The 25865-nt window shown below is 61.6% G+C and carries 25 protein-coding genes and 2 pseudogenes; 8 read left to right on the forward strand and 19 right to left on the reverse strand.

Annotated elements, in window-relative coordinates; translation table 11 throughout:
• Positions 1-47 precede the first annotated feature (47 nt).
• The 4 genes from ASF66_RS01680 to ASF66_RS01695 are packed head-to-tail and all read right to left on the reverse strand — an operon-like array spanning position 48 to position 3470.
• Positions 48-533, reverse strand: coding sequence for a flavin reductase family protein (locus ASF66_RS01680; protein WP_056842464.1), 486 nt, complete (start codon positions 531-533; stop codon positions 48-50).
• An 11-nt stretch (positions 534-544) separates the two neighbouring features.
• The gene (locus ASF66_RS01685; RefSeq protein WP_049860062.1) at positions 545-2026 is read right to left on the reverse strand and encodes an aldehyde dehydrogenase; all 1482 of its coding nucleotides are present in this window, start codon (positions 2024-2026) and stop codon (positions 545-547) included.
• Positions 2023-2856: an alpha/beta fold hydrolase gene (locus ASF66_RS01690; RefSeq protein WP_056842465.1), complete on the reverse strand. Its 834-nt coding sequence runs from the start codon at positions 2854-2856 to the stop codon at positions 2023-2025. The genes ASF66_RS01685 and ASF66_RS01690 overlap by 4 nt, the downstream gene beginning before the upstream one ends.
• A gap of 23 nt (positions 2857-2879) precedes the next feature.
• Positions 2880-3470 (reverse strand): amino acid synthesis family protein, encoded by a 591-nt coding sequence (locus ASF66_RS01695; protein ID WP_056842466.1) that lies wholly within the window; start codon positions 3468-3470, stop codon positions 2880-2882.
• A gap of 274 nt (positions 3471-3744) precedes the next feature.
• On the opposite strand from ASF66_RS01695, the gene ASF66_RS01700 reads away from it, so the two are divergent.
• The 3 genes from ASF66_RS01700 to ASF66_RS01710 all read left to right on the forward strand — a co-directional run bounded on the left by ASF66_RS01700 (position 3745) and on the right by ASF66_RS01710 (position 7821).
• Positions 3745-4596 carry a LysR family transcriptional regulator gene (locus tag ASF66_RS01700; protein ID WP_056842467.1) on the forward strand — a complete coding sequence of 284 codons (852 nt, stop codon included), beginning with the start codon at positions 3745-3747 and terminating at the stop codon, positions 4594-4596.
• 111 nt (positions 4597-4707) lie between these two features.
• The gene (locus tag ASF66_RS01705; RefSeq protein WP_056842468.1) at positions 4708-5703 is read left to right on the forward strand and encodes an aldo/keto reductase; all 996 of its coding nucleotides are present in this window, start codon (positions 4708-4710) and stop codon (positions 5701-5703) included.
• Between the two features lie 78 nt (positions 5704-5781).
• Positions 5782-7821: a hybrid sensor histidine kinase/response regulator gene (locus ASF66_RS01710; RefSeq protein WP_236707034.1), complete on the forward strand. Its 2040-nt coding sequence runs from the start codon at positions 5782-5784 to the stop codon at positions 7819-7821.
• Positions 7822-7827: 6 nt separating this feature from the next.
• Here the strand turns inward: ASF66_RS01710 and ASF66_RS01715 are convergent, their stop codons facing one another.
• The 6 genes from ASF66_RS01715 to ASF66_RS01740 all read right to left on the reverse strand — a co-directional run bounded on the left by ASF66_RS01715 (position 7828) and on the right by ASF66_RS01740 (position 14062).
• On the reverse strand, positions 7828-8826 hold the full coding sequence (locus tag ASF66_RS01715; RefSeq protein ID WP_056842469.1) for a lysylphosphatidylglycerol synthase domain-containing protein: 999 nt from the start codon (positions 8824-8826) through the stop codon (positions 7828-7830).
• On the reverse strand, positions 8823-10061 hold the full coding sequence (gene clsB, locus ASF66_RS01720) for a cardiolipin synthase ClsB (RefSeq protein WP_049860073.1): 1239 nt from the start codon (positions 10059-10061) through the stop codon (positions 8823-8825). The genes ASF66_RS01715 and clsB overlap by 4 nt, the downstream gene beginning before the upstream one ends.
• The gene (locus ASF66_RS01725; RefSeq protein ID WP_043190162.1) at positions 10058-10840 is read right to left on the reverse strand and encodes an endonuclease/exonuclease/phosphatase family protein; all 783 of its coding nucleotides are present in this window, start codon (positions 10838-10840) and stop codon (positions 10058-10060) included. The genes clsB and ASF66_RS01725 overlap by 4 nt, the downstream gene beginning before the upstream one ends.
• 132 nt (positions 10841-10972) lie before the next feature.
• Positions 10973-12214: an MFS transporter gene (locus tag ASF66_RS01730; protein WP_236707035.1), complete on the reverse strand. Its 1242-nt coding sequence runs from the start codon at positions 12212-12214 to the stop codon at positions 10973-10975.
• A gap of 362 nt (positions 12215-12576) precedes the next feature.
• Positions 12577-13002, reverse strand: a complete 426-nt coding sequence (locus ASF66_RS01735) for a VOC family protein (RefSeq protein WP_043190159.1) — start codon at positions 13000-13002, stop codon at positions 12577-12579.
• A 187-nt stretch (positions 13003-13189) separates the two neighbouring features.
• Positions 13190-14062, reverse strand: a complete 873-nt coding sequence (locus tag ASF66_RS01740) for a LysR family transcriptional regulator (RefSeq protein WP_056842471.1) — start codon at positions 14060-14062, stop codon at positions 13190-13192.
• 214 nt (positions 14063-14276) lie between these two features.
• Here ASF66_RS01740 and ASF66_RS01745 point away from each other — a divergent pair, with 214 nt between their 5' ends.
• The 3 genes from ASF66_RS01745 to ASF66_RS01755 all read left to right on the forward strand — a co-directional run bounded on the left by ASF66_RS01745 (position 14277) and on the right by ASF66_RS01755 (position 16718).
• A complete protein-coding gene (locus ASF66_RS01745; protein WP_049860076.1) occupies positions 14277-14594 on the forward strand; it encodes a helix-turn-helix domain-containing protein in 318 nt (105 codons plus the stop codon).
• Positions 14587-15864: a type II toxin-antitoxin system HipA family toxin gene (locus ASF66_RS01750; protein WP_056842472.1), complete on the forward strand. Its 1278-nt coding sequence runs from the start codon at positions 14587-14589 to the stop codon at positions 15862-15864. Before ASF66_RS01745 ends, ASF66_RS01750 begins: the two co-directional genes overlap by 8 nt.
• A gap of 92 nt (positions 15865-15956) precedes the next feature.
• Entirely contained in the window at positions 15957-16718 is a 762-nt protein-coding gene (locus ASF66_RS01755) for an SDR family oxidoreductase (RefSeq protein WP_056842473.1), read from the forward strand.
• A 16-nt stretch (positions 16719-16734) separates the two neighbouring features.
• On the opposite strand, the gene ASF66_RS01760 is transcribed toward ASF66_RS01755, so the two are convergent.
• The gene (locus ASF66_RS01760; RefSeq protein WP_056842474.1) at positions 16735-17703 is read right to left on the reverse strand and encodes an AraC family transcriptional regulator; all 969 of its coding nucleotides are present in this window, start codon (positions 17701-17703) and stop codon (positions 16735-16737) included.
• A gap of 102 nt (positions 17704-17805) precedes the next feature.
• On the opposite strand from ASF66_RS01760, the gene ASF66_RS01765 reads away from it, so the two are divergent.
• Positions 17806-19056, forward strand: coding sequence for an MFS transporter (locus tag ASF66_RS01765; RefSeq protein WP_056842475.1), 1251 nt, complete (start codon positions 17806-17808; stop codon positions 19054-19056).
• 55 nt (positions 19057-19111) lie between these two features.
• On the opposite strand, the pseudogene ASF66_RS23065 reads toward ASF66_RS01765, so the two are convergent.
• The 8 genes and pseudogenes from ASF66_RS23065 to ASF66_RS01800 form a co-directional block, all read right to left on the reverse strand.
• Positions 19112-19207, reverse strand: a pseudogene (locus ASF66_RS23065) (type II toxin-antitoxin system RelE/ParE family toxin); the annotation flags it as partial.
• A 19-nt stretch (positions 19208-19226) separates the two neighbouring features.
• On the reverse strand, positions 19227-19835 hold the full coding sequence (gene hxsA / locus ASF66_RS01775) for a His-Xaa-Ser repeat protein HxsA (protein ID WP_056842476.1): 609 nt from the start codon (positions 19833-19835) through the stop codon (positions 19227-19229).
• Positions 19832-21067: a His-Xaa-Ser system radical SAM maturase HxsC gene (gene hxsC, locus ASF66_RS01780; protein WP_056842477.1), complete on the reverse strand. Its 1236-nt coding sequence runs from the start codon at positions 21065-21067 to the stop codon at positions 19832-19834. The genes hxsA and hxsC overlap by 4 nt, the downstream gene beginning before the upstream one ends.
• On the reverse strand, positions 21067-22554 hold the full coding sequence (gene hxsB, locus ASF66_RS01785; protein ID WP_056842478.1) for a His-Xaa-Ser system radical SAM maturase HxsB: 1488 nt from the start codon (positions 22552-22554) through the stop codon (positions 21067-21069). The genes hxsC and hxsB overlap by 1 nt, the downstream gene beginning before the upstream one ends.
• Positions 22551-22850 carry a His-Xaa-Ser system protein HxsD gene (hxsD, locus tag ASF66_RS01790; RefSeq protein WP_056842479.1) on the reverse strand — a complete coding sequence of 100 codons (300 nt, stop codon included), beginning with the start codon at positions 22848-22850 and terminating at the stop codon, positions 22551-22553. Before hxsD ends, hxsB begins: the two co-directional genes overlap by 4 nt.
• A gap of 139 nt (positions 22851-22989) precedes the next feature.
• Positions 22990-23208 (reverse strand): annotated as a pseudogene (locus ASF66_RS22820) (type II toxin-antitoxin system YafQ family toxin); the annotation flags it as partial.
• An 85-nt stretch (positions 23209-23293) separates the two neighbouring features.
• Positions 23294-23575, reverse strand: coding sequence for a type II toxin-antitoxin system RelB/DinJ family antitoxin (locus tag ASF66_RS01795; protein WP_056842480.1), 282 nt, complete (start codon positions 23573-23575; stop codon positions 23294-23296).
• A gap of 117 nt (positions 23576-23692) precedes the next feature.
• Positions 23693-24607, reverse strand: coding sequence for a LysR substrate-binding domain-containing protein (locus tag ASF66_RS01800; RefSeq protein WP_043190139.1), 915 nt, complete (start codon positions 24605-24607; stop codon positions 23693-23695).
• 231 nt (positions 24608-24838) lie between these two features.
• On the opposite strand from ASF66_RS01800, the gene ASF66_RS01805 reads away from it, so the two are divergent.
• A complete protein-coding gene (locus tag ASF66_RS01805) occupies positions 24839-25852 on the forward strand; it encodes a zinc-dependent alcohol dehydrogenase family protein (protein WP_056842481.1) in 1014 nt (337 codons plus the stop codon).
• Positions 25853-25865 lie beyond the last annotated feature (13 nt).

The following is a 25865-nucleotide window of genomic DNA, read 5'->3' on the forward strand; positions in this document are numbered from 1 at the left end:
GTGATTTGCCCAGGTTCAGTCGACAGGAGCGCTCAGCGCAGGGTCGGTCAGCCCAGGCTCGGCATCGCACCCAGTTTGCCGCGATGGTAGAGCATGGGGGGCAACGGCTCGCTGGGCAGGATCAGGTTCTTCACCGCGCCGACGATGATGGCGTGGTCGCCACCGTCGTATTCACGCCACAGTTCGCACTCGATGATCGCCGTGGCGTTTTCCAGCAGCGGGTTGCCCAGTTCGCTGAGATGCCAGGCGATGGCGCGGGCCTTTTCCTTGCCCTTGCTGGCGAACGCGTAGGCCTCCGCCTGCTGGTCGGCAGACAGCAGGTGAATGGCGAAGCGCTTGCTGTCGCGCAGGATCGGGTAGGTGTCCGACTGGTAGTTGGGGCAGAACAATACCAGCGCCGGGTCGATCGACAGCGCGCTGAAGGCGCTGGCGGTGATGCCGGCGATGCCGCCTTCCGGGTCCAGCGTGGTGACCACCGTCACCCCGGAGGGGAAGGAGGCCATCACTTCTTTGTAGATGCCGGGCTCTATCATTTCAAATTACCTCAACGCATCACGAATGGGTCGGGCATGGGGGCCTGGGACAGGTTGATCCATACCGTTTTGAGTTCTGTGTAGGCCAGCACCGAATCGATCCCGCTTTCACGGCCATAGCCGCTGTTCTTGAAGCCACCGATCGGTGCCATGGCCGATACCGCGCGGTAGGTGTTGACCCAGATGATGCCGGAGCGCACGTCGCGGGCCAGGCGATGGGCACGGCCCAGGTCACGGGTCCAGATGCCGGCCGCGAGGCCGAATTGCGAGTCATTGGCCATGGCCAGCGCCTGGGCTTCAGTGGAGAATCGAATCACCGACGCTACCGGACCGAACACTTCTTCCTGCATGATTTTCATCGAATGGCTGTCGCACTCGAACAGCGTCGGTTGGTAGTACCAGCCGTCGCTGTCGGTCTGCGCACGCTGGCCGCCCATGCGCAGGGTAGCGCCTTCTTGCACGGCTTGCGCGACCAGATTTTCCACCACGGCCAATTGCTGGGCGGTGGCCATCGGGCCCATCTCGCTCGCTTCGTCCTGCGGGTTGCCGATCTTGATGCGTCGGGCGCGTTCCACCAGGCGCTCGACGAACTCGTCGTAGATCTCGTCCTGCACCAGCAGGCGCGAGCCGGCCACGCAACTTTGCCCGGAGGCAGCGTAGATGCCGGCCACCACGCCATTGATGGCACTGTCCAGGTCGGCATCGGCAAAAATGATGTTCGGCGACTTGCCGCCCAGTTCCAGCGACAGCTTGGCGAAGTTCTCGGCGCTGCTGCGCACCACATGCCGCGCGGTGGCGGCACCGCCGGTGAAGGCGATCTTGCGCACCAGCGGGTGGCGGGTGAGGGCGGCGCCGGTGCTTGGGCCATACCCGGTGACGACGTTGACCACGCCCGGCGGAATGCCGGCTTCGAGGGCCAGGCGGGCCAGCTCCAGCAAGGTCGCGCTGGCGTGTTCGGATGGCTTGAGGACGATGGTGTTGCCGGCGGCCAGGGCCGGCGCCAGCTTGATCGCCGTCAGGTACAGCGGGCTGTTCCAGGGAATGATCCCGGCGACCACGCCGATGGGTTCGTGCACGGTGTAGGCGAACAGGTCAGGTTTGTCGAGCGGCAGCGTACCGCCTTCCAGCTTGTCGGCCAAGCCTGCGGTGTAGTGGAAAAATTCAGGCAGGTAGCCCACCTGGCCGCGGGTTTCGCGAATCAGCTTGCCGTTGTCACGGCTCTCCAGCTGCGCCAGCGCCTCTTTGTTATCGGCAATCAGGTCGCCCAGCCGGCGCAGCAGCTTGCCCCGCGCCGTGGCGGTCAGCCCGCGCCAGGCCGGCGATTCGAATGCCCGCTGTGCGGCCTGCACGGCGCGGTCGACATCGGCCTCGTCGGCGTCGGGCAGCAGCGCCCAGGGTTGCGCGAGCGCCGGGTTGTGACTTTCGAAGGTCTTGCCGGACAGCGCATCGACCCACTGGCCGTCGATGCACATCTGAAAGCGTGAAAGGGTCATGCGACGATCCCCTGTGCCTGATTGTCCAGGCGCTGGGCCCGGGTAAGAAATTTCAATAGCGTCTGGTTGACCAGCCGAGGCGATTCCACGGGCATCATGTGCCGTTGTTCGGAGAGTATCGCCACTTCGGCATGGGGGATGCGCTCGGCCATTTCACGGGCCATCTGCGGCGTGGAGCCCGGATCGAGTTCGCCCGTTGCAATCAGCGCTGGCGCTTGGATGCGGCCCAGGTCGTCGGCCCCGTACATGTCCTGGGTAGCGAACAGCTCGTAGGTGGTCAGGTAGCCCTGGGGGTCGTTGCCGGCCAGCGTCTCGCGCAGCGCTGTGATCTGCGCCGGGTTGGCCGCCTGATACTCGCGGCTGAACCAGCGCGACAGCGCGGCCTCGGCGTTGGCATCGGGGCCGTGTTCGGCAGCTTGCCCGGTGCGTGCCATCACGCCGGCGCGCTGTTCGGCGCTGCGGTTGAACACGCTGTTGAGCACCACCAGGGCCTGTAGCCGCTCGGGATAGTGCAAGGCAAACGCCCGTGCCACCAGCCCACCCATCGAGAACCCGATGACCGTTGCCGCCGGCAACTGCAAGTGATCCAGCAATTCGAGCAACTGCTCGGCATAACCCAGCAGCGCCGTGCCAGGCGCGGGCTGCGCGCTGGCGCCATGCCCCAGCATGTCGTAGGCGATGACCCGATAGTGCGGCATCAGCCCGACGAACTGGCCTCCCCACATTTCCTTGTTCAAGCCCACGCCATGGATGAACACCACGGGCGGGCCGTCACCGGCGGCAAGGTAACTGGTACCGGCCGCAGTGCGTTCAGCGGTAAGCCGAATCATGGAGCGCTCCTGAGTCAGGTGGATCACTGGGCCTTTTCGGCGGCCAGTTCTTCCAGGTCGATGTAGCGGTTGCCGATGCGCGGATGCAGGCGCCCGCCGTTGGCACAGCCCAGGACTACGACGATTTCGTCGGCGCGCGGCGCGTCCTCGATCTGCATTTCCAACGTGACGTAATGGGAGCGCAGGCCTTCGTCGTCCTTGTGCATCATCGGAATCTGAATCGAGGTGCCGGGCCCGCCACGCTTGTTGGTGAAGCTCAGGTAGCTCTTGGCTTGCACCGCCTCGCGGTAGTGGTTGCCGAAACGCAGGGTATGGATCACCGCCGAAGCGTGCTCGATCTCGCCATCGGCACCGACCACCGCAGCCTTGCCGTAAGCCTCGATCTTGTCGGCACCACCGATGCTGGCCACCAGACGCTCGACCATCAAAGCCCCGAGGTCCGAGCAGTTGGCCTTGATCTCCGGCTTCAAGTCATCCACGAAGCCGCGGCCCAACCAGGGGTTCTTGATGACGACCGCCAGGCCGACCATGGTCACCGGAGTGTCGGTGGTCTTGCCGCCTTCGATGCGGGTCTCTTCGGAGTAGGTGACGATTTTGCGGATCTCGAAGCTCATGCCTGTTTCCTTCTTGGAGGGTGTGTATCCGGTATTATGGTATACCAAGAACAGGCTTCGGCAAGCGTTTTTTATCGACGGGCGCTATAGCCCTATAGCAGCGGCGCAGGCCGCGTCCGGCTTTACCGCGATCCCGCAAGTACACCGCATATACCGCCGACGCGGCTTGCGCCGCTGCTACAGGGGGGGCGGTGTTGCAGATGTGAATGCTTGCGTTGTTGCAGGATTTGCACAGATCCATGGGTACCATGCTCCCTCACTGACGAGGGTATCCATGTTCGATTGGGAAGATCTGAGGCACTTTGCGGCCTTCGTGCGAGCCGGCTCGCTGGCGTCGGCAGCCAAGGCGCTGGCGGTAGACCATGCCACCGTGGCCCGGCGCATTGCTTCACTGGAAACCGCGCTCAACCTCAAGCTGGTCGATCGTCGCTCTCGCGCCTACGTACTGACGCACCAGGGGCTGCGGATTGCCGAGTTCGCCGAGCAGATGAGCGCTTCTTCGTTCGCCCTGGAGCATTACGCCGGTGCCGACCAGCCGGACGTGCAGGGCGAAGTGGTGCTGTCGGCGCCGCCAGTGTTGCTGGGCAGCCTGATCGCGCCCCATGCCGGTGCCTTGCTGGCGCAGCACCCGGCACTGTCGCTGCGCTTGGTGGGCACCAAGTCGCGGACCTCGCTGGCGCGCCGGGAGGCGGACGTTGCGGTCAGCCTGGCGCGGCCGCTGGAGTCGACTTTGGTGGCCCGTCTGCTCGGGCACCTGGACTATGCGCTGTACGCCAGCCCTGCTTACCTGGCGCAGGCAGCGAAGCCGCGCTTCATCGGCTACGACGCTTCGCAAGCCAAATCCATCCAGCATCGCTGGCTGGTGGAGCAGGCCAAGGGGGGCGAGTTCGTGCTGTGCAGCAATGACCTGCGCGTGCAGGCGCTGGCGGCCGCCGGCGCGGCGGGTATCGTCTGCCTGCCGGCGTTCATCGCTGCCGAACATGCCCTGCAACGGGTCGATCCGGAGGCGGACACCTTGAACATCGAAGTCTGGATGGCGTTTCACGAAGACGTGCGCGCCACGCCACGCATCCAGGCAGTCGGCGAATTCGTGCGCACCTGCATGGCCGTGCTGCCGCGCTTGTGAATTTCTGCATAGCTCAGGTGCGACGCCTGGGGGTTATGTCGGTGGGCGGTGGGCGCTAAGGTAACGGGCATCGGATCGGCATGTCGCGCGGTCCACCGCAGGAGCCACTCCATGAAATACGTCAAGCTGGGCAACACCGGCCTGGATATCTCCCGCCTGTGCCTGGGCTGCATGACCTTCGGCGAACCCGATGCCGGTACCCACCCCTGGACCCTGGGCGAAGACGCCAGCCGCCCGATCATCAAGCATGCGGTGGAGCAGGGCATCAACTTCTTCGACACGGCCAACAGCTACTCGGCCGGCACGTCCGAAGTCATCGTCGGCAAGCTGCTCAAGGAATTCACCCGTCGCGAAGAAACCGTGATCGCCACCAAGGTGTTCTTCCCGGCCAACATGTGGGAGGGTTCGAACAAGCCCAACGAGCAGGGCCTGTCGCGCAAGGCGATCATGGCCAGCATCGATGCCAGTCTGCAGCGGCTGGGCACCGACTACGTCGACCTGTACCAGATCCACCGCTGGGACTACCACACGCCGATCGAAGAGACGATGGAAGCGCTGCATGACGTGGTCAAGGCCGGCAAGGCGCGCTACATAGGCGCTTCGTCGATGTACGCCTGGCAGTTCGCCAAGGCCCAGCAGGTCGCGGCCAGTCATGGCTGGAGCCGCTTCGTCTCGATGCAGAACTACCTCAACCTGATCTACCGCGAAGAAGAACGTGAGATGATTCCGCTGTGCCTGGACCAGGGAGTGGGGCTCATGCCCTGGAGCCCGATGGCCCGTGGCAGGCTGACCCGCCCGCACGGTGTGCAGACCGAACGCACCCGTACCGACATTTCCGGGCAGTCGTTCTATGCCGCCACCGAGGCCGAGGATGGCAAGGTCATCGATGTGGTCGAGCAGATCGCCCAGGAACGTGGCGTGCCCATGGCCCAAGTAGCACTGGCCTGGGTGTTGAACAAGCCCGGCGTGTCGGCGCCGATCGTCGGTGCCTCCAAGGCCACGCAGTTGGACGATGCCCTGGCTGCACTGCAGCTGTCGTTGACCGAAGAAGAAACGGCGCGCCTGGAAAAGCCCTATGTACCGCACGCGGTGACCGGTTTTTCCTGATCAGCAGAGGCACAGGTGGGTCGCCCCAGACCCGTGCGGATGCTATGGTTGCTGCGCGATCCACTGCCTGAGTTGAACATGACCGAGCCATTTCCCTTTTCCCGAGAGGGCATGAGCGAGCAAGTACGCTGCCACGACTGGGCAGCGACCCCACTGGGACCGATCCACAGTTGGCCTGCAGCCCTGCGCATCGCCGTCGACATGTTGCTGGCGTCGCGCTTTCCCGGCTGTCTGGCCTGGGGTCCCGAACGCATCATGCTGTACAACGATGCGTTCGCGCCCTTGCTGACGGGCAAGCCGCCAGCGCTCGGGGTACCGATACACATCGTCTGGAGCGAGGTGTGGGACGAGATCGAGCCGATCATGGACCGTGCCTTTGAAGGCGAAGCGACCTTCATCGAAAACTTTCCCCTGGTCATCGATCGCAACGGCAGGGCCGAGCAGGCGTACTTCACGTTCTGCTACAGCCCGGTACGCGATGAGCACGGCACTATCGTCGGCATGCTCGATACGGTCATCGAAACCACGGCGACCCTGAAGGCCAGGGAAAAGGCCGAGCAGGCCGCCGAGGATTTCGAACGCGAAGCCATGGCACGTACGGCCGAGCGCAACCGATTCTGGGACCTGTCGTCCGACATCATGCTGGTGACCAGTTGCAAGCTGGAGGTCAGGGCCATCAACCCTGCCTGGTCGCGGGTACTGGGCTGGGATGCCGAAGAGCTGCTGGGCCGGCATGCGGTCGACCTGATTCACCCCGACGATCACGATGCCGTGGCCGTTGCGATGGTGCCGCTGTACCGCGGTGAACGCCTGCATGACATGACCTGCCGAGTGCGGCACCGCGATGGCAGCTATCGCTGGATCGCCTGGGCCGCCGTGCCCACGGACAACGCGTTCCACTCCGTGGGCCGCGATGTGACCGAGGAGCGCGAGCGCGCCGTGATGCTGCAGCAGGTCGAAGAGCAACTGCGCCACAGCCTCAAGATGGAAGCGGTCGGGCAGTTGACCGGCGGCCTGGCCCACGACTTCAACAACCTGCTGACCGGCATCAGTGCCAGCCTGGAGCTGCTTCGCCAGCGGGTCGAACAGGGCCGCACCACCGAGCTCAAACGATACATCGACGCTGCATTGGGTGCATCGGCTCGGGCCGCGACGCTGACCCACCGACTGCTGGCTTTCTCCCGGCGTCAGACCCTGGCACCACGTGCCGTCGAGCCACCGGTGCTGATCGCCGACCTCGAAGACCTGATCCGCCAGACCCTGGGCCCGAGCATCGAATTCAGCGCCCAGAGCGATGACGATGTGTGGTGGGTGCGCGTGGACGCCAACCAGTTGGAAAGCGCACTGCTCAACCTGTGCATCAACGCGCGCGATGCGATGCCCGAAGGCGGCAGCCTGTGGTTGCGCGCACGCAATCACCACCAGTTCGCTCGGGCTCGCACCGAGAACGATCTGCAGCCGGGTCAGTACGTGTGCCTGAGCGTGACCGACAGTGGCACTGGCATGGACCCGCAGACCGTGGCGCGGGTGTTCGATCCGTTCTTCACCACCAAGCCGCTGGGGCAGGGCACAGGGCTGGGCCTGTCGATGGTCTACGGCTTCGTGCGCCAGTCCGGCGGGCAGATCCGCATCGATTCCACGCCCGGACAGGGCACGGCCATGCACCTGTTCCTGCCGCGGCATGAGGGCGAAGTGGTCGCGCCATTGCCGCTGCCCAGCGGCTCGCCGATGGACACCGAAGCCACCGGTGAAACCATCGTGCTGATCGATGACGAGGGCACGCTGCGACAGATGGTTGGCGAAGCGTTGCGGGAAAAAGGTTATCGCGTGCTGGAAGCGGCGAATGGCGTGGAAGGTCTATCGCTGGTGCAGGGCGGGGTCAAGGCGGACCTGCTGATCACCGACATCGGCCTGCCCGGTGGGCTCGACGGCCGCCAGGTGGCGGACGCCGCTTGGTCGCTCGAACCCTATCTGAAAGTCCTGTTCATCACCGGTTACGCGGATCAGAAGGTAGACGCCGAGAGCTTATCCACCGCCGCTTCCCAGGTGCTGACCAAGCCCTTCACCCTGGATCACCTGACCTCCACCGTGCGCTCGATGCTGGCCAGGCGCATCTAGACCGGACTAGCTGGCGCCGCTGCCTGCATCCGCTTCACGGTGCTTTTCGATGGTGCGCGTGCGTTTTTCCAGCACCAGGTACACCACGCAGGCAATCGCCAGGGGCAACAGGAAATACAGCGCACGGTAGGCGATCAACGCCGCCAGCAGCGCACCCTTGGAGTACTGGCCCTGCAACAAGGTGATGAAGATGGTTTCTAGCACACCCAAGCCCGCAGGAATGTGCGTGATGACCCCGGCGATGCTGCTGATCAGCAGGATCGCCAGAATGGTCGGGTAGCCCACTTTATCCGGCAGCAGCGACCACACCAGCAGACCCATCAAGCTCCAGTTCAACGCACCCAGGCAGGCCTGGGTCAGCGCCATTTTGAACGAGGGCAGAAGGATCTCTTGCTTGCGAATGGTCCAGGTGCGCTTCTTCGAGAAGCGGCAGGCCGCCAGATACGCTAGCCCCAGCAGGATGATCACCACACCGATGATCTGCAGCCCGGTGCTGCCGATCTTGAAGCCCTCGGGAAGCGCCGGCAGGCCCATGGCGAACAGCGTACCGGCGACGAACAGGTAGCCCAGCCAGTTGGTGATCAGGCACAGGCTCACGATCTTGGTAATGGCCGTGGCATCCAGGCCCAGCTTGGAGTACAGCCGGTAACGCAAGGCGATCCCACCGACCCATGAGCCCAGGTTGAGGTTGAACGCGTAGCAGACGAATGCCAGTGGCAGCACCTGCCGATTGGGCACGTCGTGGCCGATGTATCGCTTGGCCAGCACGTCGTAGCTGGCGAACGTCAGATAGCTTGCCGCGACGATACCGGCGCCGATTAGCAAGGTGCTCAACTTGTAGGAGCTCAGCGCATGCTTGACCTCCTGCCAGTCGAGGTTCTTGACCAGCATGAACACCAGTACCGGGACCAGGATGAAACACAACACGGTCATGCCGCGCTTGGCCCACACCCACTTGCTGGATTTCGGCGAAGCCTTCGGCGCGCTCGGCGATGAGGTCGTCATACCGTCTCCTTGCGATCCAGCACTGGGGCCTGGCAATGCTGCGGTTCGACATCGATCAGCGGCACCAGCTTGGGCGAGTGCGCCGGGATGAAACCCACCATCGCCGGGAAATGCCGCAGGAAGTGGAAGGTGAGGAAGATGATCGGCGCCCGCCACCAGTAGCCGCGCAGCACGCGTTGCAGGCTGATCGACTTGCAGGTGCTGCGCGCCAGCTCCTCCAGGTGGTCGTGCAGGCGTTCGTTGAAGCGGCGGTCCTTGATGATCAGGTTACCCTCGAGGTTCAGCGACAGACTCAACGGGTCGAGGTTGCTGGAACCCACGGTCGACCATTCCCGGTCGATCACCGCGACCTTGCCATGCAACGGCCTCTGGCAGTATTCGCGGATGACCACGCCGTCCCGCAGCAGGTAGTTGTAGAGCAGCCGCGAGCACAAACGCACCAGCGGCATGTCCGGCATGCCCTGCAGAATCAGCGTCACGTCCACGCCGCGGCGGGCCGCGTTGCGCAGTTCGCGCAGGAAGCGGTAGCCGGGAAAGAAATAGGCGTTGGCGATGATGATCCGTTCGCGTGCGCCCCGAATGGCCTTGAGGTACTGCTCTTCGATATCGGTGGTGTGCTGGTCGTTGTCGCGGATACTCAGCATCAGCCGGGCACTGGCGCTGTCGGCGTCCGGCGAGGGACTGCGCGAGCGCCATGGCGCGCGGCTGCGCACGACCTTGCTGGTGCGATCGAGCAGGGCCAAGGTGGCACGGTGCAGATCCGCCACGATGGGGCCACGCACGCGCACCGCGTAATCCTGCTTGGCCATCGGCTCGCCCGAGTCAGCCAGGTGGTCGGAGCTGTAGTTGATGCCGCCGACGAAGCCGATTTCGCCATCGATCACGGCGATCTTGCGGTGCAGGCGACGGAACAGGTTGGTCCGCACGCCCATCACCCGCGGCTGCGGATCGAAGGCCAGCAGCTGCACACCGGCGTCGGCCAGTTCGCGCAGGAACTGAGTACTCAGTTCAGCCGTGCCATAGCCGTCCACCAGCACTTCCACGCGCACGCCGCGTTGCGCCGCTTCGATCAGCACCCGTTGCAGATTCTTGCCCACTTCGTCCTCATAGAGGATGAAGGTTTCGATCAACACTTCTTCACGGGCCTGGCCAATGGCCTCGAAGACCGCCGGAAAGAACTCCTCGCCATTGATCAGCAGCTGGATTTCGTTGTTGTCACGCCATTGCTCGCTCATAGGCGAACCTCCACTGCGAGGGGCACATGATCGGAAAGATGGGACCAGGGTTTGCGCGACAGCACCTTGGGCATGTGGGCCGTCGCGTTGCGAATGTAGATACGGTCGAGCCTGAGCAGGGGCAGCCGCGCCGGGAACGTCTTGGCCGCGCTGCCGAAGGCTTCGACGAACACTTCGGTCATGTGGCAGCCGGCCAGGGCTTCGTCGGCGCGCACGCGCCAGTCGTTGAAATCCCCGGCAACGATGACGGCTGCGGCGGGGTCGAGGCTGTCGAGCAACCGGCACAACAATGTCAGCTGCTGCTGGCGCTGGCTCTCACGCAGCCCCAGGTGCACGCAGATGGTGTGCACTTCGCCGTGCCCAGGCACGTCAAGGACCGAATGCAGCAGACCGCGTTCCTCGGTTCCGGTGACGCTGACGTCGAGGTTCTCGTGGCGCACGATGGGGAATTTCGACAGCAGCGCATTGCCGTGATCGCCATCGGGGTACACCGCATTGCGGCCGTAGGCGTACACCGGCCACATGCTGTCGGCCAGGAACTCGTATTGGGGAACGTCCGACCAGTTGTCGTAGCGCTGGCCATGGGAGCGATGCATCCCGAGCACTTCCTGCAGGAACACGACATCGGCGCCCAGCGTCCGCACGGCCTCGCGCAACTCGGGCAGCACGAAGCGCCGGTTCAGCGGGCTGAAGCCCTTGTGGGTATTCACCGTCAGAATATGCAGGGAGGTTACCGCCACAGCGTCCTGGGGTAACGGCTGAGGATTGGGGGTGGTCATTCTGAAGCTCCTGAGGGGACGACAGGGGCACTTTGGCCCATATGGTCCGACTCGGAAGCGATTGTGAAGGTTCAACGGTGCCCTTATCGTCGCTGGCGATAAAGGCACACCAGATGTTTCCCGCTGCCGCGGCTATCTGAGCAGATTGCCCTTGGACGTTTCCCGCAAGGTCAGGATGGCCAGCAGCGCGCACACCGCCGCACCCGCCATGAAGTAGCCCGGTACCAGCAGATTGCCGGTTCGGGTGATGATCGAGGTCACCACATAGGGTGTGATCCCGCCTCCCAGGATCGCACCCAGGTTGATGCTGATCGCCATCGCCGTGTAGCGCACGCGAGTCGGAAATTGCTCGGCGTAGGTGGGGTAGCCTACCGATTGCACGATCGGCATGGGCAGGGTGGCGACAAACATCGCCAGCGCCGCGATCCACAGGCTGCCATTGTCCATCAGCATCATCATCGGCACCACCAGCACGGCATAGCCGACGAAGCCGATGGCCAAGGCCTTGCGCCGACCGATGCGATCCGACAGGCCGCCCCAGAACGGCATCATCGCCGCCATGCACAGGCTGATCACTGCAATTACCCAGTAGACCTTGGATTTGTCGAAATGCAGGTAGGTGGTCAGGTAGATGTTCATGAACACCATGCCGATGAAATAGCCGGCATTCTGCGCAGACGCGAACACGATGACCCGCAACAGCGCCGGCAGATTCTTGCCGAACACTTCCTTGACCGGCGCAACCGGTGGCTTGTCCTTGGCCAGGAAAGCCTTGAATTCCGGTGTTTCTTCGACGTTATGGCGCATGTGGAACGAGAAGATCACCAGCGGGATGGACAGAAAGAACGGAATGCGCCAGCCCCAGGCCTGCAACTGCTCGGCGCTGAGCAGCCCGGTGGTGATACCGCAGACGATCGCCCCCAGCGCCCCTCCGACGGCCACCCCCAGCGGGGTGAACGCGCCGAAGAAACCACGCCGGCCATTGGGCGAAGACTCTGCCACGAACGCCGCAGCGCCCACCACTTCGCCGCCGGCGAAGAAACCTTGGGACAAGCGCAGCAGCACCAGCAACACAGGGGCGGCGAGGCCGATCTGCGCGGTGGTGGGCAGCACGCCAATCAGCGCCGTAGCGGTGCCCATGCCGATCACGGTACTGAGCAGCACCCGACGTCGTCCGATACGGTCGGCCAGACGGCCCAGCAGTACGCCACCGATCGGGCGTATGACGAAAGCGATGCCGAACACCGCCAGGGTGGCGAGCAGGGCCGCCGCCGGACTGTCACCGGGAAAGAACAAGGGCGCGATGATGATCGCCATGTAGCCGTAGATGCTGAACTCGTAATATTCCACCGCAGTGCCAGTCGCCGAAGCCATGGCTGCACGCCTGGCAATGACGGCTGAATGCACTGAGCCCTGGGTGACGCCTGCCTCGACGTCAGTGCGCCGCATTGGGGTACTTTCAGAAAGAACACCGGACATGAATACCTCCCGCTTTGGCTCGAGGCCAGGAAATTGGATGGCAGAAAGTGCTGCCTGAAAAGGCGTAACAAAAACCGGCAGTGCACCGTCCATCCGCGCACTGCGTGCGGATGCCCTGATGCCTTTGTTCGAAGCGCAACGTCCTTACTGCGAAGCCACTGCGGCAGCTGCAAGAGGAGGTTGGCAATTGAATCGGGGAAGAGGAGGAGGCCTGGGTGCGCCGTCGCTCTGCTGGCGACGGTCGCTTGCGTAACGGATTACTTGGCGAACAGCTGACTCATGTCCTTGAACGCCTTGAACTCCAGCGCGTTGCCGCACGGGTCGAAGAGGAACATGGTGGCCTGTTCACCCACCTGGCCTTGGAAACGGATATAGGGTTCGATGACGAACTGGGTACCGCGCGCCTTCAGGCGTTCGGCCAATGCTTCCCACTGCGCCCACTCCAGAATGATGCCGAAGTGCGGGACCGGTACATCGTGACCGTCCACGGGGTTGCTGTGCACGCTTTCCTGGGAAGCCGTCTTCGGGTGCTCGTGGATAACCAGTTGATGCCCGTAGAAATCGAAGTCGACCCACTGCGCACTGGAGCGGCCTTCGGAGAGCCCGAACACTTCACCGTAGAAATGACGTGTGGCCGCCAGGTCGTAGACAGGTATAGCGAGATGAAAAGGAGAAAGGCTCACGGTGGTTTCCTATGGCTTCGTTTTGATCTAAAGCCATTCTTGTCCGTGAATGCGTGAGATAAAAGCGTAAATCCTGTGTTCTGAGCACGAAATATTTCGATTGATTCTGCATTCGATCAGGGTTTTGCACCTTGATTGTTCATGCTGCCCCACAACGGTTCAATTCTCGGCTGGAAACCTTGTATCGTCACCCCACATCGCCGGCCTCCAGAACGCAGCTTCTGAAGATGTTGAAAAGTGCCGAGTGCTTTTGCCGGTATTTCGACACCAATACGATCTCCCGGAAAAACGTCAGCTCGTGCAGCTCCAGCACCCTCACGTCCGCCGAATGCTCCAGCCATAGACCCGCCCTGGGGACCAACGCGACGCCAAGGCCACTGCCGACCATTTTGACAATGGCGTCCAGCTCATCCAGCTCCAGTGCCTGCCGCACATGGAGCTTCTGTTCCTTGAGAAACTGGGTGACCAGGCGCCCTCCGAACGAGCCGCGGTCATACCGGACAAAAGGCTGTTGCGCCAGGATCGCCAGCGGGTCGTCGCCTGCAACCTCTTTCGCCGCGATCAGGACGAAGGCCTCGCGCGCGATGACTTCGGCATGCAGGTCCTTGGGCAGCGCAAACGGCGGCTTGATCATAATGGCCAGGTCCAACTCGCCTGCGTCCACCTGGCTGAGCAGGTTCAACGACACACCCGGCACGAGGTGGGTTTCGATGAAAGGCGCCTGCTTTCTCAACGCCACCAACGCCTGCGGCAGGATCCCGGTCTGCACCGTGCCGATGGCCCCAATGCGCAGCGAGCCGTGGAAATCATTGCCACTGTCCGCCGCGCCCATACGCTCGAAAAGCCGCAGGATCTCTTCAGCCAACGGAATGGCCCGCTGCCCGGCAGCATTGATGGTCGCCGCACGCCCGGTCCGATCAAACAGCCTGACACCCAGGGTCTGCTCAAGACTCTTGATCTGCGCGCTGACCGCCGACTGCGTCAGCCCCACCTGCTGCCCGGCCGCCGCGAAGGTGCCCCGTTGCGCGACGCAGATGAATGTCTTGAGTTCTCGGATCATGGGGTGCCTTGGAGAGTTGTGGGTAGTGCAAAGCTTCTGTCACAGACTGAACAACCGAAGCATCATTCTCAAAACTCAAGCCTCATCAAATCTGTTATGTTGTGTCTTAATGGTCGATATAGAAAATAGGCCACAAAGTATTGGATTTAGCGTTGGCCAGTCCAGATTGTTAACGTAGCGATTGCGTCTGTACAGCACAGGCTAGGTACAAACCATGTTGGAATTGAGCTTCAGCAAACCCGATGAGATCGTCAAGCGTCTTTGCGATCGATTGCGCACTGAGCGCTTGGCGTTGAACATGACCCAAGCCGAGTTGGCGGGGCGTGCCGGTATCGGCGCCAATACCGTGTCCAACCTTGAAGCAGGGCGCAATGTCGGCTTCGAGAACGTGGTAAGGGTAGCGATGGCCCTTGGCAGAACCCGAGAGCTCGAGGGCCTATTCCTGCCCAAGCTGGACAGCATCGAAGACATTCGCCGCTATGAAAACAGCGCCAAACGTGTTCGTTCAACGAGGAAAGCCGGCAATGCCTGAGCAGGTAGATGTGTTCTACGAAGGCTGGGGCGAGCGCTGGAAGTGGGGCACACTGGTGTCCACGACTGCCCTGACGGGGCGTCCGCTGATCGTATTCGAGTACAGCAACGAAGCCAGACAAAGAGGTTTGGAGCTGTCGTCCTACACACTGCCGTTACAGGGCGCTCTGTTGCGCCAGGACTTTCCGGAGCACCAGTTGCACCTGCCAGGTCCCGTCTATGACGCGTTGCCGGACGGGTGGGGCATGTTGCTGATGGACCGCATGTTCAGGCGTCGAGGGCTCAGCACGGCGCGTATTGGCCCGTTGCAGCGGCTTGCCTACATCGGCAATAACGCCATGGGCGCGATGACGTTCGAACCGAGGGTCCCGGAAGGACAAGCGTCTGACGTTCACATTCCATTGGAACAGCTCGCTGCAGGCGTCCGGGAAGTGCTTCAAGGAGAAGGTGGCGAATTCCTGCAGACGTTGCTGCTGGTTGGTGGCTCGCCGCAAGGCGCCAGGCCAAAGGCGCTGGTGTATCGCAACCCCGCAACAGGCGGATTTACTACAGCGGCCACACCGGGTTTCGAAGCCTGGTTGGTCAAGTTCCCTGCCAAGGAAGAGCATGCTGAAGTCTGCGCGGTCGAAATGATCTACGCCGAATGCTTGCGCATGTGTGGCATCCAGACCCCAAATACACAGTACTTCAGTTTGCCCAATGGCCTCGCGGCCTTCGCCAGCAAGCGATTTGACCGCCGTAATGGCTTGCGTATACCCATGCAGAGCCTTGCGGCTTTCACCGGGGCCGATTATCGATCGCCGGGAGTGTTGGACTATGTCAATTTCTTGCGGGCCACCCGGATGTGTACCAACGACGTGCGAGCAATGGCAACGGCCTTCGAGCGTGCGGTCTTCAATGTCGCGCTCAACAACCGGGACGATCATCCCAAGAACTTTGCCTACATCATGACGCAAGAGGGTCAGTGGGAACTGTCGCCAGCCTATGACGTAACATTCTGCGAAGGACCAGGCGGTTATCACCAGATGGATGTGATGGGTGAAGCGCTGTCGATCTCTCGCGCGCAAATGCTGCGGCTCGCTCAAGAGGCTGAAATATCCCCCGACGATGCAGGCAGAATGATCGACCGTATCTGTGGTGTGGCCAGTAGGTTTGCAACCCTTGCCGAGGATTTGTATCCAGGCGTTATCACTCGAGACACTTTGCGGATGATTCAGCATCGCATCGATGAGAACGTTGGTCGGTTACAGGATGGTCCTACGCATCCCTGAAAGCGTGATGTCGCGGGGGCGCTCGCCTGCGTGATCGCCAGCGGTACTTTCATTATCGGCTGATACAGCCAACGGCTCAGGAGCTAAGTTCAATGGTCAACGTCTCGCAGGCACCGTTGATTCTCATCACAGGAGGCAGTCGTGGGGTCGGTGCGGCAACCGCCCGGCTGGCCGCGGCCAGAGGTTATGACGTGGCTATCAGCTATGTGGCCAACGAGTCCGCAGCGCTGGCCGTGGCGGCGGATGTGGAAGCATTGGGGCGCAAGGCCCTGGCAATGCGGGCCGACAGTGCGGACCCCCAAGAGGTGGCCGAGTTGTTCGCCACCATCGATCGCACATTCGGGCGCCTCGACGTACTGGTCAATAACGCCGGCGTGCTGGCGCCTCAGTCACGCTTGGAGGACTTGGGTTACGAGCGGATGCAGCGCATCTTTGCCGTCAATGCCATCGGGCCAATACTCTGTGCCCAGCAGGCAGTGAAGCGTATGTCCACCCGCCACAACGGTCCGGGCGGCGTGGTGATCAACGTCTCTTCGGCCTCGGCCCGCCTTGGCAGCCCGAACGAGTACGTCGATTACGCGGCATCGAAGGGTGCCTTGGAGACGTTCACCATCGGCTTTGCAAAGGAGGTGGCTCGGGAAGGCATACGCGTCAACTGCATTCGCCCCGGACATATCTACACCGAAATGCACGCCAGTGGCGGTGAGCCGGGACGGGTCGATCGTGTCAAGGATTCGATCCCCATGGGGCGGGGCGGTCAGCCGGAGGAAGTGGCACGCGCGATTCTGTGGCTGGCCAGCGAGGAGGCATCGTTCGTTACCGGTACATTCCTCGACGTCACGGGCGGCAAGTGAGTCAGGGGTATGGATTCTAAGGAACGGCAGGCTGTCTCGCCTTGCGGCTCAAACCCGGTGTCTTGCCCGTGATGCGCTTGAATGCACGGCTGAAAGCGGCCTGTGAGGTATAGCCCAGACGCTGCGCCACTTCTTCGATCGGCAGCCGTTCCAGTGTCAGCCACTGGGTCGCGAGCCGCATTCGCAGTTCGGTGACATAGCGCAGCGGGGACATGCCGATCGTCACTTGAAAGCGGTCTGCGAAAACCGAACGTGATGTATGGCAGTGCTCGGCCAGTTGCGCAACCGTCCAGTCGCGGCCGGGTTGTTGATGCAGTGCAAGCAGTGCGCCGGACAGGCGTGGATCGCGCAAGGCGGCGACGAGGCCCGAAGCGTTCCCGCAGGCGCACTCCACCCAGCCGCGAACGATCATGGCGGCCACCACATCGGCCAGCCGCGCAAGAATACCGGCGAAGCCCACGCGTGCAGCGCTGACCTCGCGCTCCATGGTCGTCAGGATAGGCACTAGCCCAGGATAGCGCTGGCCACCGGCATCGATCAGCATCAGACCCGGCATCAGCTGGCCGAGGCCATGGATACTGCCCAGCTCGAACTCCATACAACCACTGAACAGAAGGGTACTGGGCGTGGGGCAGGTATCGGTTCCGATATCCACTGCGCTGACGGTATCCCCGAGGGCGGCTCCATTTAAACGGTCAATGTCCTGAACCGGCACGTCGGGGTGGGAAAGCAGTTCATGGGCCGCGCCATGGGAGATGAACACAGCGTTGCCGGCAGACAGCTCATAGGTGGTGCCATCCTCCATATGCAGCACTGCAGTCCCGACGGCCACGAAGTGAAACCAGGCGTGCCCCGGTTTTGCCGCGAAACCCAGCCCGAAGCGTGGACCTGCGTTGATACGCCGGTAGTCGACGCCCCGCAGACGCATGCCCTGCAACAACTCGTTGATGAGATCCGAGGACTGAGCGAACTGTTCTAACGACATGGTTCAGGTGCTTTGGTCAAAAATTAGGGTTTTTGGATCATAGATCATCCAGCTTTCGGCGCCTAGACTGCGGCTCGCAATGAAAATTGGGAGATCCGAGTAATGACCGACTGTGTATGCAATGCCCCATCCGACCCTTATGCTGGCGACGGCGCGAACGAGGCGCCCGCGACCCCCGCGTGGATGGCCGTCTTCTCACTGGCGATGGGCGTCTTCGGATTACTGACCGCAGAGTATCTTCCGGCCAGTCTACTCACGCTGATGGCGACTGACCTGGGCGTTTCCGAAGCGCTGGCCGGCCAGGCGGTAACCGTGACCGCCGTGGTGGCGCTGTTCGCCGGTTTACTGGTGCCAGGCCTGACTCGCAGCATCGACCGACGTTGGGTGTTGTTGGGTTTCTCCACGCTGATGGTCGCCTCCAATCTGTTGGTTGCCGTTTCCTCCAGCTTCGCCGTGCTGCTGTTGATGCGCATCCTGCTGGGTATCGCCCTTGGCGGATTCTGGAGCATGGCGGCGGCGGTCGCGATGCGCCTGGTGCCGAGCGCGTTGTTGCCCCGGGCGCTGTCGATCATTTTCAGCGGCATCGCCATCGGTACGGTCGTTGCCGTGCCGATGGGCAGCTATCTGGGCGGCTTGTATGGTTGGCGCAGCGCGTTCTTTGCCGCGGCTGCGGTTGGCATCGTGACGCTGGCGTTCCAGTCGTTCACGCTGCCCCGGCTTGCGCCACGCCGGCCGGCGCGCCTGCGTACCGTACTCGAGGTGCTGCTGCGTCCGGGCATCGCCATGGGCATGTTCGGTTGCGTGCTGGTGCACAGCGGCCACTTTGCCATGTTCACCTATGTCCGGCCCTTCCTTGAAGGGACCACCGGCATCGGCGCGCAAGGGCTGTCGCTGATGCTGCTGGGGTTCGGTGTAGCGAACTTCGCCGGCACACTGTTGGCCGGGAAACTACTGGAGCGCCATCCGCTGGCCACGCTCGTATCGATGCCCGCGCTGGTCGGCGTTGCAGCACTGGGATTGGTGCTGTTGCCGGCCTCGGTGCCGGGGCAGGCAGTACTGGTGGCGATCTGGGGCCTGGCCTTCGGCGGCGTACCGGTGGCATGGTCAAACTGGGTGGCCAACGCAGTGCCAGACCAGGCGGAAAGTGCTGGAGGCATGGTGGTGGCATCGGTGCAGTCGGCCATCGCCACCGGCGCCGCTGCCGGGGGAGCGATGTTCAGCCTTGGTGGCAGCGCGGCTGTGTTCGTCGCGGCGGCTGTGCTGATGCTGCTGGCGGCGTTGTTGATTGCGGCGAGGGTGCGGGTTTCTTCTGGTCGTGGGGTTGGCGAGCCTAAGCCTGCGTTGCATCTGTGATTCCGGTCAGTCTTGCGGCAAGTGCTTGCAGCGCCGCCAGGATCAGCGCCTGCTAGCGCTGGCGTGCTTGATCGCCGAACGGCGTCTGGGAGAACCTGAGGATGTCGACAATGTCGGCGCGCACCGGGTTAAAGACCTGATACTGCGGCATCCTTAGTACCTGAAGCGACTTATGGAATCTTGATACCCAACGCATTCAGCGATGGTGTATCCATTTGGCCGTTTATGGTCAGCCCACTGTCCATCTGAAAGGCCATCAATGCACCACGGGTCGCTTTACCCATTACCCCATCAATGGAGCCTTGGTAATACTGGCGTACCATGAGCGCGGTCTGCACACGGGTGACCAGGTCGTTTTTCTGCTCATTGGTAGCGCGGCTCTTTGAAGTGCTCGAAGTTGCTCCGTTGGTTGTGTCAGACGACTGGTAGAGGCTATTGCGGCTTGGGGCGCTGCTTGAAGCACTCGGCGTGCTGTAGCTTTGGGTGCTGGTAGCGGGCGGGCTGTAATAGCGAGGTGCGCTGTAGCCACCCGAGCCGCTGTAGTGAGAGCTGTGCGAACTATGAGACCGGTGAGAGCTGTGCGAGCGATGTGCTGCATAGATGTTGACGGCGTCTGGCGCATTGAGCGTATCGGCGAATACCGGGGGCTGTAGCTTGTCGTTGGGTTGCCAGTTCGCATCGGCGAGCGACAGATGGCCCGCCTGGGCAAGGGTGGTACTTGCCACTGGCAGCAGGCTTATCCCACTGATCAGGACTTTCCAGCGGTCGAGCAATTTCACTGTGCACTCCTTGCATAGGCGCTGAAGGCCTCGGTCGATAGTCGTTGTACACCGCGGCTTTGCCAACGGTCGGTGTGGGATTTGAAGAAACCAGAGCAATGTTTGACGGCAGCGCATTGCTGGCAGGTATCGATGAACAGGTTCTTCCAATCCGAGATGCTCTGGCGGGCGAAACGCGAGAGATGGGCCGGAATCAAGCACAAGGGCAGGTTGTAGATTGAAACCGGTACTCCTCGGTTGAACAGGAAATACACGGCCTGGCTCAACGGTTCTTGATAGTCCAGCGGGTCAATCCACAATTCTTCGTAGTTCTTCCTGGCCAGGCCGGTACTCTCGATCCCCATTAGCGCAACGTGTCGCACGAAGGGCAGATTTCTGAACACGTAGTGGGCGAGCTCTGGCAAGCGTGGCGTGGTCAGGCGATTGAGCACCACGCGTATCTCTATGATCTGGTTGGCGCGCGCCAGATTGTAAAGACCTTGCAGAGTTTCGCTGAACGCGCCTGGTGCCTGCACCACATGGTCATGGTCTTCAGCATTGTCGGCATACAGCGGGATGCCCCAGCTCAGCTGAGGGTGTCCTATGGCAGAGAGCGCCGCGATCCAGCTCGGATCTTGGAACAGGCGCGCGTTGCTGAGCACGTGAATGGATTTCTGCGGCAGAACGGCTTTGCATTTGGCCAGAATTTCGAGCAGGCCGTCGCGATAGATTGTTGGTTCTCCGCCGCTGATTCCCAGATTTTCCTCGACTCGGTCCATCAGGTCGATCAGCCGTAGGTTCTCCTCGATATGCCAGCGGTCATCGATATCTTTGGGCGGCTGCGAACACATCAAACAGAGGCTGTTGCAACGATCGGTCATGAACAGCAGGTTGCTGTCCGAGCCTCGTCGATAGAGCACTCGCACCAATGGGTTACCGGGTGTGATAGCAATGACATCGCCGGGCTGCACGACATCCGCATCTTTGGGCGTGTGCAGGTGTGGCCGCGCGCTGTCGAAGTCGCCGATCAATGGCTCCGGAATCAGGAAACCACCCACTGGTAATGAGAGTAGATGCGGGCTCCGTAGCCGCTCTTCGTTTGGCAGCCAAAGCAGCAGGTCACAGAACTCAGCGCTTCCCGCACAAACCGCCAGGCCTTGTTCGATGAACTCATCCAGAGTAATAACCTTGAGCAGCTTCGGCTCATTCAGGTGATGGATTTCGAAGTGGGTCTCTTTGCGCAGCATCGCCATCAGCCCCCGTAACCGGGGAACTGGACATCGTTGTAGGAGCGCCTGTTCAACCAGGACAGCAGAACCCTCTGTACGTTGTCGTCGCCATCGCAAAGCAGGCCGAAGAGATGCTTCAGCAGCCCCATGTTCTTCTTGCAGAAGCTGCTGAACACTCGGTGCCCGATCGGGTCAGCTTGACGGGCATAGTGTTCGATGGGGTCAGCACCGCAGTACGGGACAAGTGCGCAATCGGAGCAGCCTGGCAGCGCCTCTGCTACGCCACTGGCGAGCAACGCATTCATAACGGGCGATGCGAGTAATTCGGACAAGGGTTGCTGGACGGTGCCGAGCCTCAATCCGTCTTCACCCATCTCCAGCAACATTCGGGCTTCGTCCGAGGGATAGACGTAACCGTCATAGTTGTAGACCAGCGCCGCAGTACCTGCGCCAGCAGGGGAACGCAGGTCTACATACCCGGAGGAGAAGGGTGTCAGGATATTCTTCAGCAACAGGCTCGCATAACTCTCCGAGAGGTATACACCCTGTTGGTTGATATCCAACAGATAGGCCAGTGCCTTCTTGTAGAAAGCCAGGTACCGCTCAATAGGGTAATCAAGTCGCTGAGCACTTTTGGTGGCAAACCCATAAGGGCTAAGAGGCCGAAGCGAGATGGTGGAGAAGCCCTGGCTTACATACTCATCGATGATCGCTTCAGGTTGCTCGAGGCTTCTTGAGGTCAGCGTGGTCAGCGCGGAAACTGCATCATGTCCAAGGCGCTCACGGACCCACTGGATGCCTTTTACAGTGCGTTCGTAGGAGTCTCGTGACGGCGTAGGGCGGTTGGCATTATGCAAGGGCGCCGGCCCATCCAGCGAGGTCGAAAACTGGATGCGATTTTGCTCTGCGAAGTCGAGTATTTCCTCTGTCACGTGGTGCAGCGTGGTGGTGATAACGAACTGGATATCCCGTTGTTCGACCACGTTCCGTTCAACGATCCATTCGACAATCTGGCGGACGCGCTGGAAGGCCAGAAGCGGCTCGCCACCCTGAAACTCTACAGTCAAGGCGGGAGCGTTCGATTCGAACAGGCGATCGACCGCGGCCTGTGCATCCGCTTCCGACAGATCGTGGCCGGATCCTCCCAGAGGGGCCCGCGACACCTGGCAGTACTGGCAGGTGTGGTTGCAGCGCAATGTAACTACGAACAAGTGCAGTGCAGGGCCTTGGAAGAGGAAGTCCTTTCGGCTGCGATACTGTGCGGCCATTTCCGGAAACGGGTCGTGGCGGTCCGGTTCGTAAATGAAGTGGCGGGCCAGCAGGTCCTTGTAAAAAGGCGTACTTGCTTGAGCGTCGAAGTAACTGAGGGCTCGTAATTGCGCGTCGTTCACGTGCATGTACTCACCGGTATCGGAGGTGAGCAGGATGTCACGGTCATGTCCCGTGTTCATGCGCATGAATCGAAAAGGCAGCAAGCGGTAATGCTTGGCGTCTGTCGCAATCAGGGTCACTGCGAAACCCCACATCCAGCGAGCGCGGCTCGGGCCAGGACTTCGCGCAACCCTGCTGTTTCGCGGTTGATATGGTCGCGTAGGGCGAAGTCGTTCAGATGCTGGAGGATCAGTGAGTGAGCCTGCTCCGGGGAAAGCGTTAGCTTTGCTTCAGCGGGGTAGGCCGTGAGGCTTATCTGATTGGTTTCAATACCGACCTGGATCGCGACAGTGTCGGTCAAGGAATAAGCGGCGCGTTGCACCACGCTGAGCGGGTAGGCTGCGCTGTCGAGTTTCAGCGTGACTGGCCATGTCATCGGAACCGGTCCTTCAAATCCGTTGAGAACATGTGGATTTTGCCGGTTGCCAGGGCATTATGCCATCATCTTTTTTTCTACAATCGTCTACGAGTGTCGCGGCGCATAGCAGATAAAAGCTAGAACGCCAGTGTTTTCATCATTCTTCAAAAAGGTCAGCGTGGGTTCCTGCTCGAACGAATACGATTTGATCTTGTTTGCTTTCTGTAGCCAAGCGGTAAATCAGCAGGAAATCCCCGCCGACATGACATTCCCGAAAGCCAGCCCAGTTTCCCTTCAACGGATGATCTACCCATTCAGGCGCCAAAGCTCCTTCATTAGAGACCAACAGCATCATGACTTCCTTGAGTAGGTTGAGATCAAAACGACCGGAGGGGGAAAGTCACTCCCAGTCTTTCAGGAAGGTCTTCGCGTGGTCAGACACGCGAGGTAGCGTCGCACGTTTACTCGCCGCTGTTTTTCTTGAAGTCATCGAACAACTCGTCTAGTGATTCAAAGCGTGCCTTTTTATCTCGCGTGATCTCTTCCGCTTCGGACAAAGCTAAGCGGGTCTTCGCATTGGGAACTTTTAGCTCTAGTGGAAAAGCCTGATCAACCGCAATACGGTGTAAAAATATCCGAACGGCTTCGGACATGCTCATACCTATATGGCCGAGAGCAGCGTTGGCCTGAGCTTTGATGTCATCATCGACACGGACATGCAGCATGGATGTTTGGGTAGCCATATAGACCTCCTGAATGAATGGCAAGCAGTGTGTCGCAATTGAGATACGAGGCAGGTGGTTGCCGATGGAGAGGGCCTTTGGCCCTGGCAGGACAGCTTACGTGGCTGCCTAGAGATATCAGAGACTCTCAGGATCCCCAAAAAACATCTGAATCCGCGACCTCAACCACCGCTCCCCCGGATCATTATCCTGCGACCCTCGCCATGCCAGATGCAGCTCGAACGAAGGCGTGTCCAGCGGCAGCGGCTCTGCGCGCACGCCGCCAGCGGCAGTGAGGGAGTCGGCGGTGTAGTCGGGTACGGTGGCGACGATGTCGGTGCCGGCGAGCAGGGTGCTCAGGCCGTTGAATTGCGGGACGGCGAGCACTACGTGACGGGTGCGGCCGTGTTTCTTCAGTTCTTCGTCGATGAAGCCGCTCAGGTCGCCGGCGAACGACACCAGCGCATGGGGGCGGGCGCAGAACTCGTCGAGGGTCAGGTTGCCCGGTTTGGTGTCGGCGCGCAGCAGCATGGGGCGGTTGCGTCGCAGCACCTTGCGTTTGGCGTTGGCCGGCAGGTCGTCGGTGTAGCTGACGCCGATGGAGATTTCCCCGGAGGCGAGCAGGGCCGGCATGAGGATGTAGTTGGCGCGGCGGATCACCAGCACGATGCCCGGCGCTTCGGCGCGGATGCGCTTGAGCAGCATGGGCAGCAGGGCGAACTCGACGTCGTCGGACAGGCCGATGCGGAACACCGCGGTGCTGGTGGCCGGGTCGAACTCGGCGGCGCGGCTGACGGCCGTGGAGATGGAGTCCAGCGCCGGCGAGAGCAGGGCGAAGATCTCCATGGCCCGCGCCGAGGGTTCCATGCTGCGTCCGGTGCGCACGAACAGGGGATCGTCGAACAATCCGCGCAGGCGTGACAGCGCGGCGCTGATGGCCGGCTGGCCGAGAAAGAGCTTTTCGGCAGCGCGGGTGACACTGCGTTCATGCATCAGGGTTTCGAACACGATCAACAGGTTCAGGTCGACGCGACGCAGGTCGTTACGGTTCATCTATAGGCCCGCTGGAACATGAAGAAGAGGTGCAGGCGTGAATATTAAGGGCAAAGGCTGCTACCCTGCACCGGAAAATTTCGGTTTGGGCCATCCTCATGTCCGCGCCGCAGAGCGGTCGCTGGGTCGAATCGATGGCGAGCATGTCGACTATTAACAGGCGCTGATAGCTTATGCGCGAATGCCCAGATAAAGTTCAGGGCATTAGAGGTTTACAAGGCGAGGTTTGCGATGTCCCGCACGATCCGTTTTCATAAATTTGGCCCGGCGCAAGTCTTGACGTGCGAAGAGCACGCAGTGGCATCGCCCGCTCCGGGCGAAGTTCAGGTCCGTGTCGAGGCGATCGGTATCAGCTGGTATGACGTGCTCTGGCGGCAGAACCTGGCGCCCTCGCAAGCTCGCTTGCCGGCGGGCCTCGGTCAGGAGATGGCGGGCGTGGTGACCGCGGTGGGCGAGGGTGTCGAAGGTTTCGCGGTCGGCGACAAGGTTGCCAGCTTTCCGGCGCAGAGCCCTAACGAATACCCGGTCTATGGCGAGGCGATCCTGCTGCCGGCCACGGCCCTGACGCGCTACCCCGACATTCTCTCGCCGATCCAGGCGGCCGTGCATTATACGCCGTTGCTGATCGCCTACTTCGCCTACGTCGAACTGGCGCGTGCCAAGCCTGGGCAAACCGCCTTGGTGACCGACGCCAGCCACTGTGCCGGACCTTCGTTCGTGCAGTTGGGCAAGGCGCTGGGCCTGAAGGTGGTGGCCGCCACGCGCAATCCTGCCGAGCGCGACTACCTGCTATCGCTGGGCGCCGAGAAGGTGGTGGTGACCGAGGAGCAGGATTTGCTCATGCAGATCGACAAGTTCACCGGTAATCGCGGAGTGGACATGGTGCTGGATGGCCTGGGCGGGCCGCAGATGTCCGTCCTGGGTGACGTATTGGCGCCCCGTGGCAGCCTGATCCTGTATGGCCTGCAGGGCGGCAACCAGACGCCGTTCCCGGCCTGTGCCGCGTTCCAGAAGAACATCCAGTTCCATGTGCATTGCTTGGGCAACTTCCTCGGCAAGCCGGAACTGGGCATCATCCAGGATGCCGAGGCGTTGCAGCGCGCGCTGCGTGATATCAACCAGATGACGGCGGACCGGGTACTGGTACCGCAGGTTGCCAAGGTGTATCCGTTCGATGAGTTCGTCGAGGCGCACAAGGCCATGGACGAATGCCCCTGCGGCGGGCGCATCGCGTTGCAGCTGTAACTTGTCGAAGCGG

Origin of the sequence: Pseudomonas sp. Leaf129, from assembly GCF_001423465.1 — a bacterium.
Classification (GTDB): Bacteria; Pseudomonadota; Gammaproteobacteria; order Pseudomonadales; family Pseudomonadaceae; genus Aquipseudomonas; species Aquipseudomonas coleopterorum.

Coding starts and splice junctions, on each gene's coding strand:
- ASF66_RS01680 (WP_056842464.1), bottom strand. CDS start 533: ATGATAGAGCCCGGCATCTACAAAGAAGTGATGGCCTCCTTCCCCTCC.
- ASF66_RS01685 (WP_049860062.1), bottom strand. CDS start 2,026: ATGACCCTTTCACGCTTTCAGATGTGCATCGACGGCCAGTGGGTCGAT.
- ASF66_RS01690 (WP_056842465.1), bottom strand. CDS start 2,856: ATGATTCGGCTTACCGCTGAACGCACTGCGGCCGGTACCAGTTACCTT.
- ASF66_RS01695 (WP_056842466.1), bottom strand. CDS start 3,470: ATGAGCTTCGAGATCCGCAAAATCGTCACCTACTCCGAAGAGACCCGC.
- ASF66_RS01700 (WP_056842467.1), top strand. CDS start 3,745: ATGTTCGATTGGGAAGATCTGAGGCACTTTGCGGCCTTCGTGCGAGCC.
- ASF66_RS01705 (WP_056842468.1), top strand. CDS start 4,708: ATGAAATACGTCAAGCTGGGCAACACCGGCCTGGATATCTCCCGCCTG.
- ASF66_RS01710 (WP_236707034.1), top strand. CDS start 5,782: ATGACCGAGCCATTTCCCTTTTCCCGAGAGGGCATGAGCGAGCAAGTA.
- ASF66_RS01715 (WP_056842469.1), bottom strand. CDS start 8,826: ATGACGACCTCATCGCCGAGCGCGCCGAAGGCTTCGCCGAAATCCAGC.
- clsB (WP_049860073.1), bottom strand. CDS start 10,061: ATGAGCGAGCAATGGCGTGACAACAACGAAATCCAGCTGCTGATCAAT.
- ASF66_RS01725 (WP_043190162.1), bottom strand. CDS start 10,840: ATGACCACCCCCAATCCTCAGCCGTTACCCCAGGACGCTGTGGCGGTA.
- ASF66_RS01730 (WP_236707035.1), bottom strand. CDS start 12,214: ATGGCTTCGGCGACTGGCACTGCGGTGGAATATTACGAGTTCAGCATC.
- ASF66_RS01740 (WP_056842471.1), bottom strand. CDS start 14,062: ATGATCCGAGAACTCAAGACATTCATCTGCGTCGCGCAACGGGGCACC.
- ASF66_RS01745 (WP_049860076.1), top strand. CDS start 14,277: ATGTTGGAATTGAGCTTCAGCAAACCCGATGAGATCGTCAAGCGTCTT.
- ASF66_RS01750 (WP_056842472.1), top strand. CDS start 14,587: ATGCCTGAGCAGGTAGATGTGTTCTACGAAGGCTGGGGCGAGCGCTGG.
- ASF66_RS01755 (WP_056842473.1), top strand. CDS start 15,957: ATGGTCAACGTCTCGCAGGCACCGTTGATTCTCATCACAGGAGGCAGT.
- ASF66_RS01760 (WP_056842474.1), bottom strand. CDS start 17,703: ATGTCGTTAGAACAGTTCGCTCAGTCCTCGGATCTCATCAACGAGTTG.
- ASF66_RS01765 (WP_056842475.1), top strand. CDS start 17,806: ATGACCGACTGTGTATGCAATGCCCCATCCGACCCTTATGCTGGCGAC.
- hxsC (WP_056842477.1), bottom strand. CDS start 21,067: ATGGCGATGCTGCGCAAAGAGACCCACTTCGAAATCCATCACCTGAAT.
- hxsD (WP_056842479.1), bottom strand. CDS start 22,850: ATGACATGGCCAGTCACGCTGAAACTCGACAGCGCAGCCTACCCGCTC.
- ASF66_RS01795 (WP_056842480.1), bottom strand. CDS start 23,575: ATGGCTACCCAAACATCCATGCTGCATGTCCGTGTCGATGATGACATC.
- ASF66_RS01800 (WP_043190139.1), bottom strand. CDS start 24,607: ATGAACCGTAACGACCTGCGTCGCGTCGACCTGAACCTGTTGATCGTG.
- ASF66_RS01805 (WP_056842481.1), top strand. CDS start 24,839: ATGTCCCGCACGATCCGTTTTCATAAATTTGGCCCGGCGCAAGTCTTG.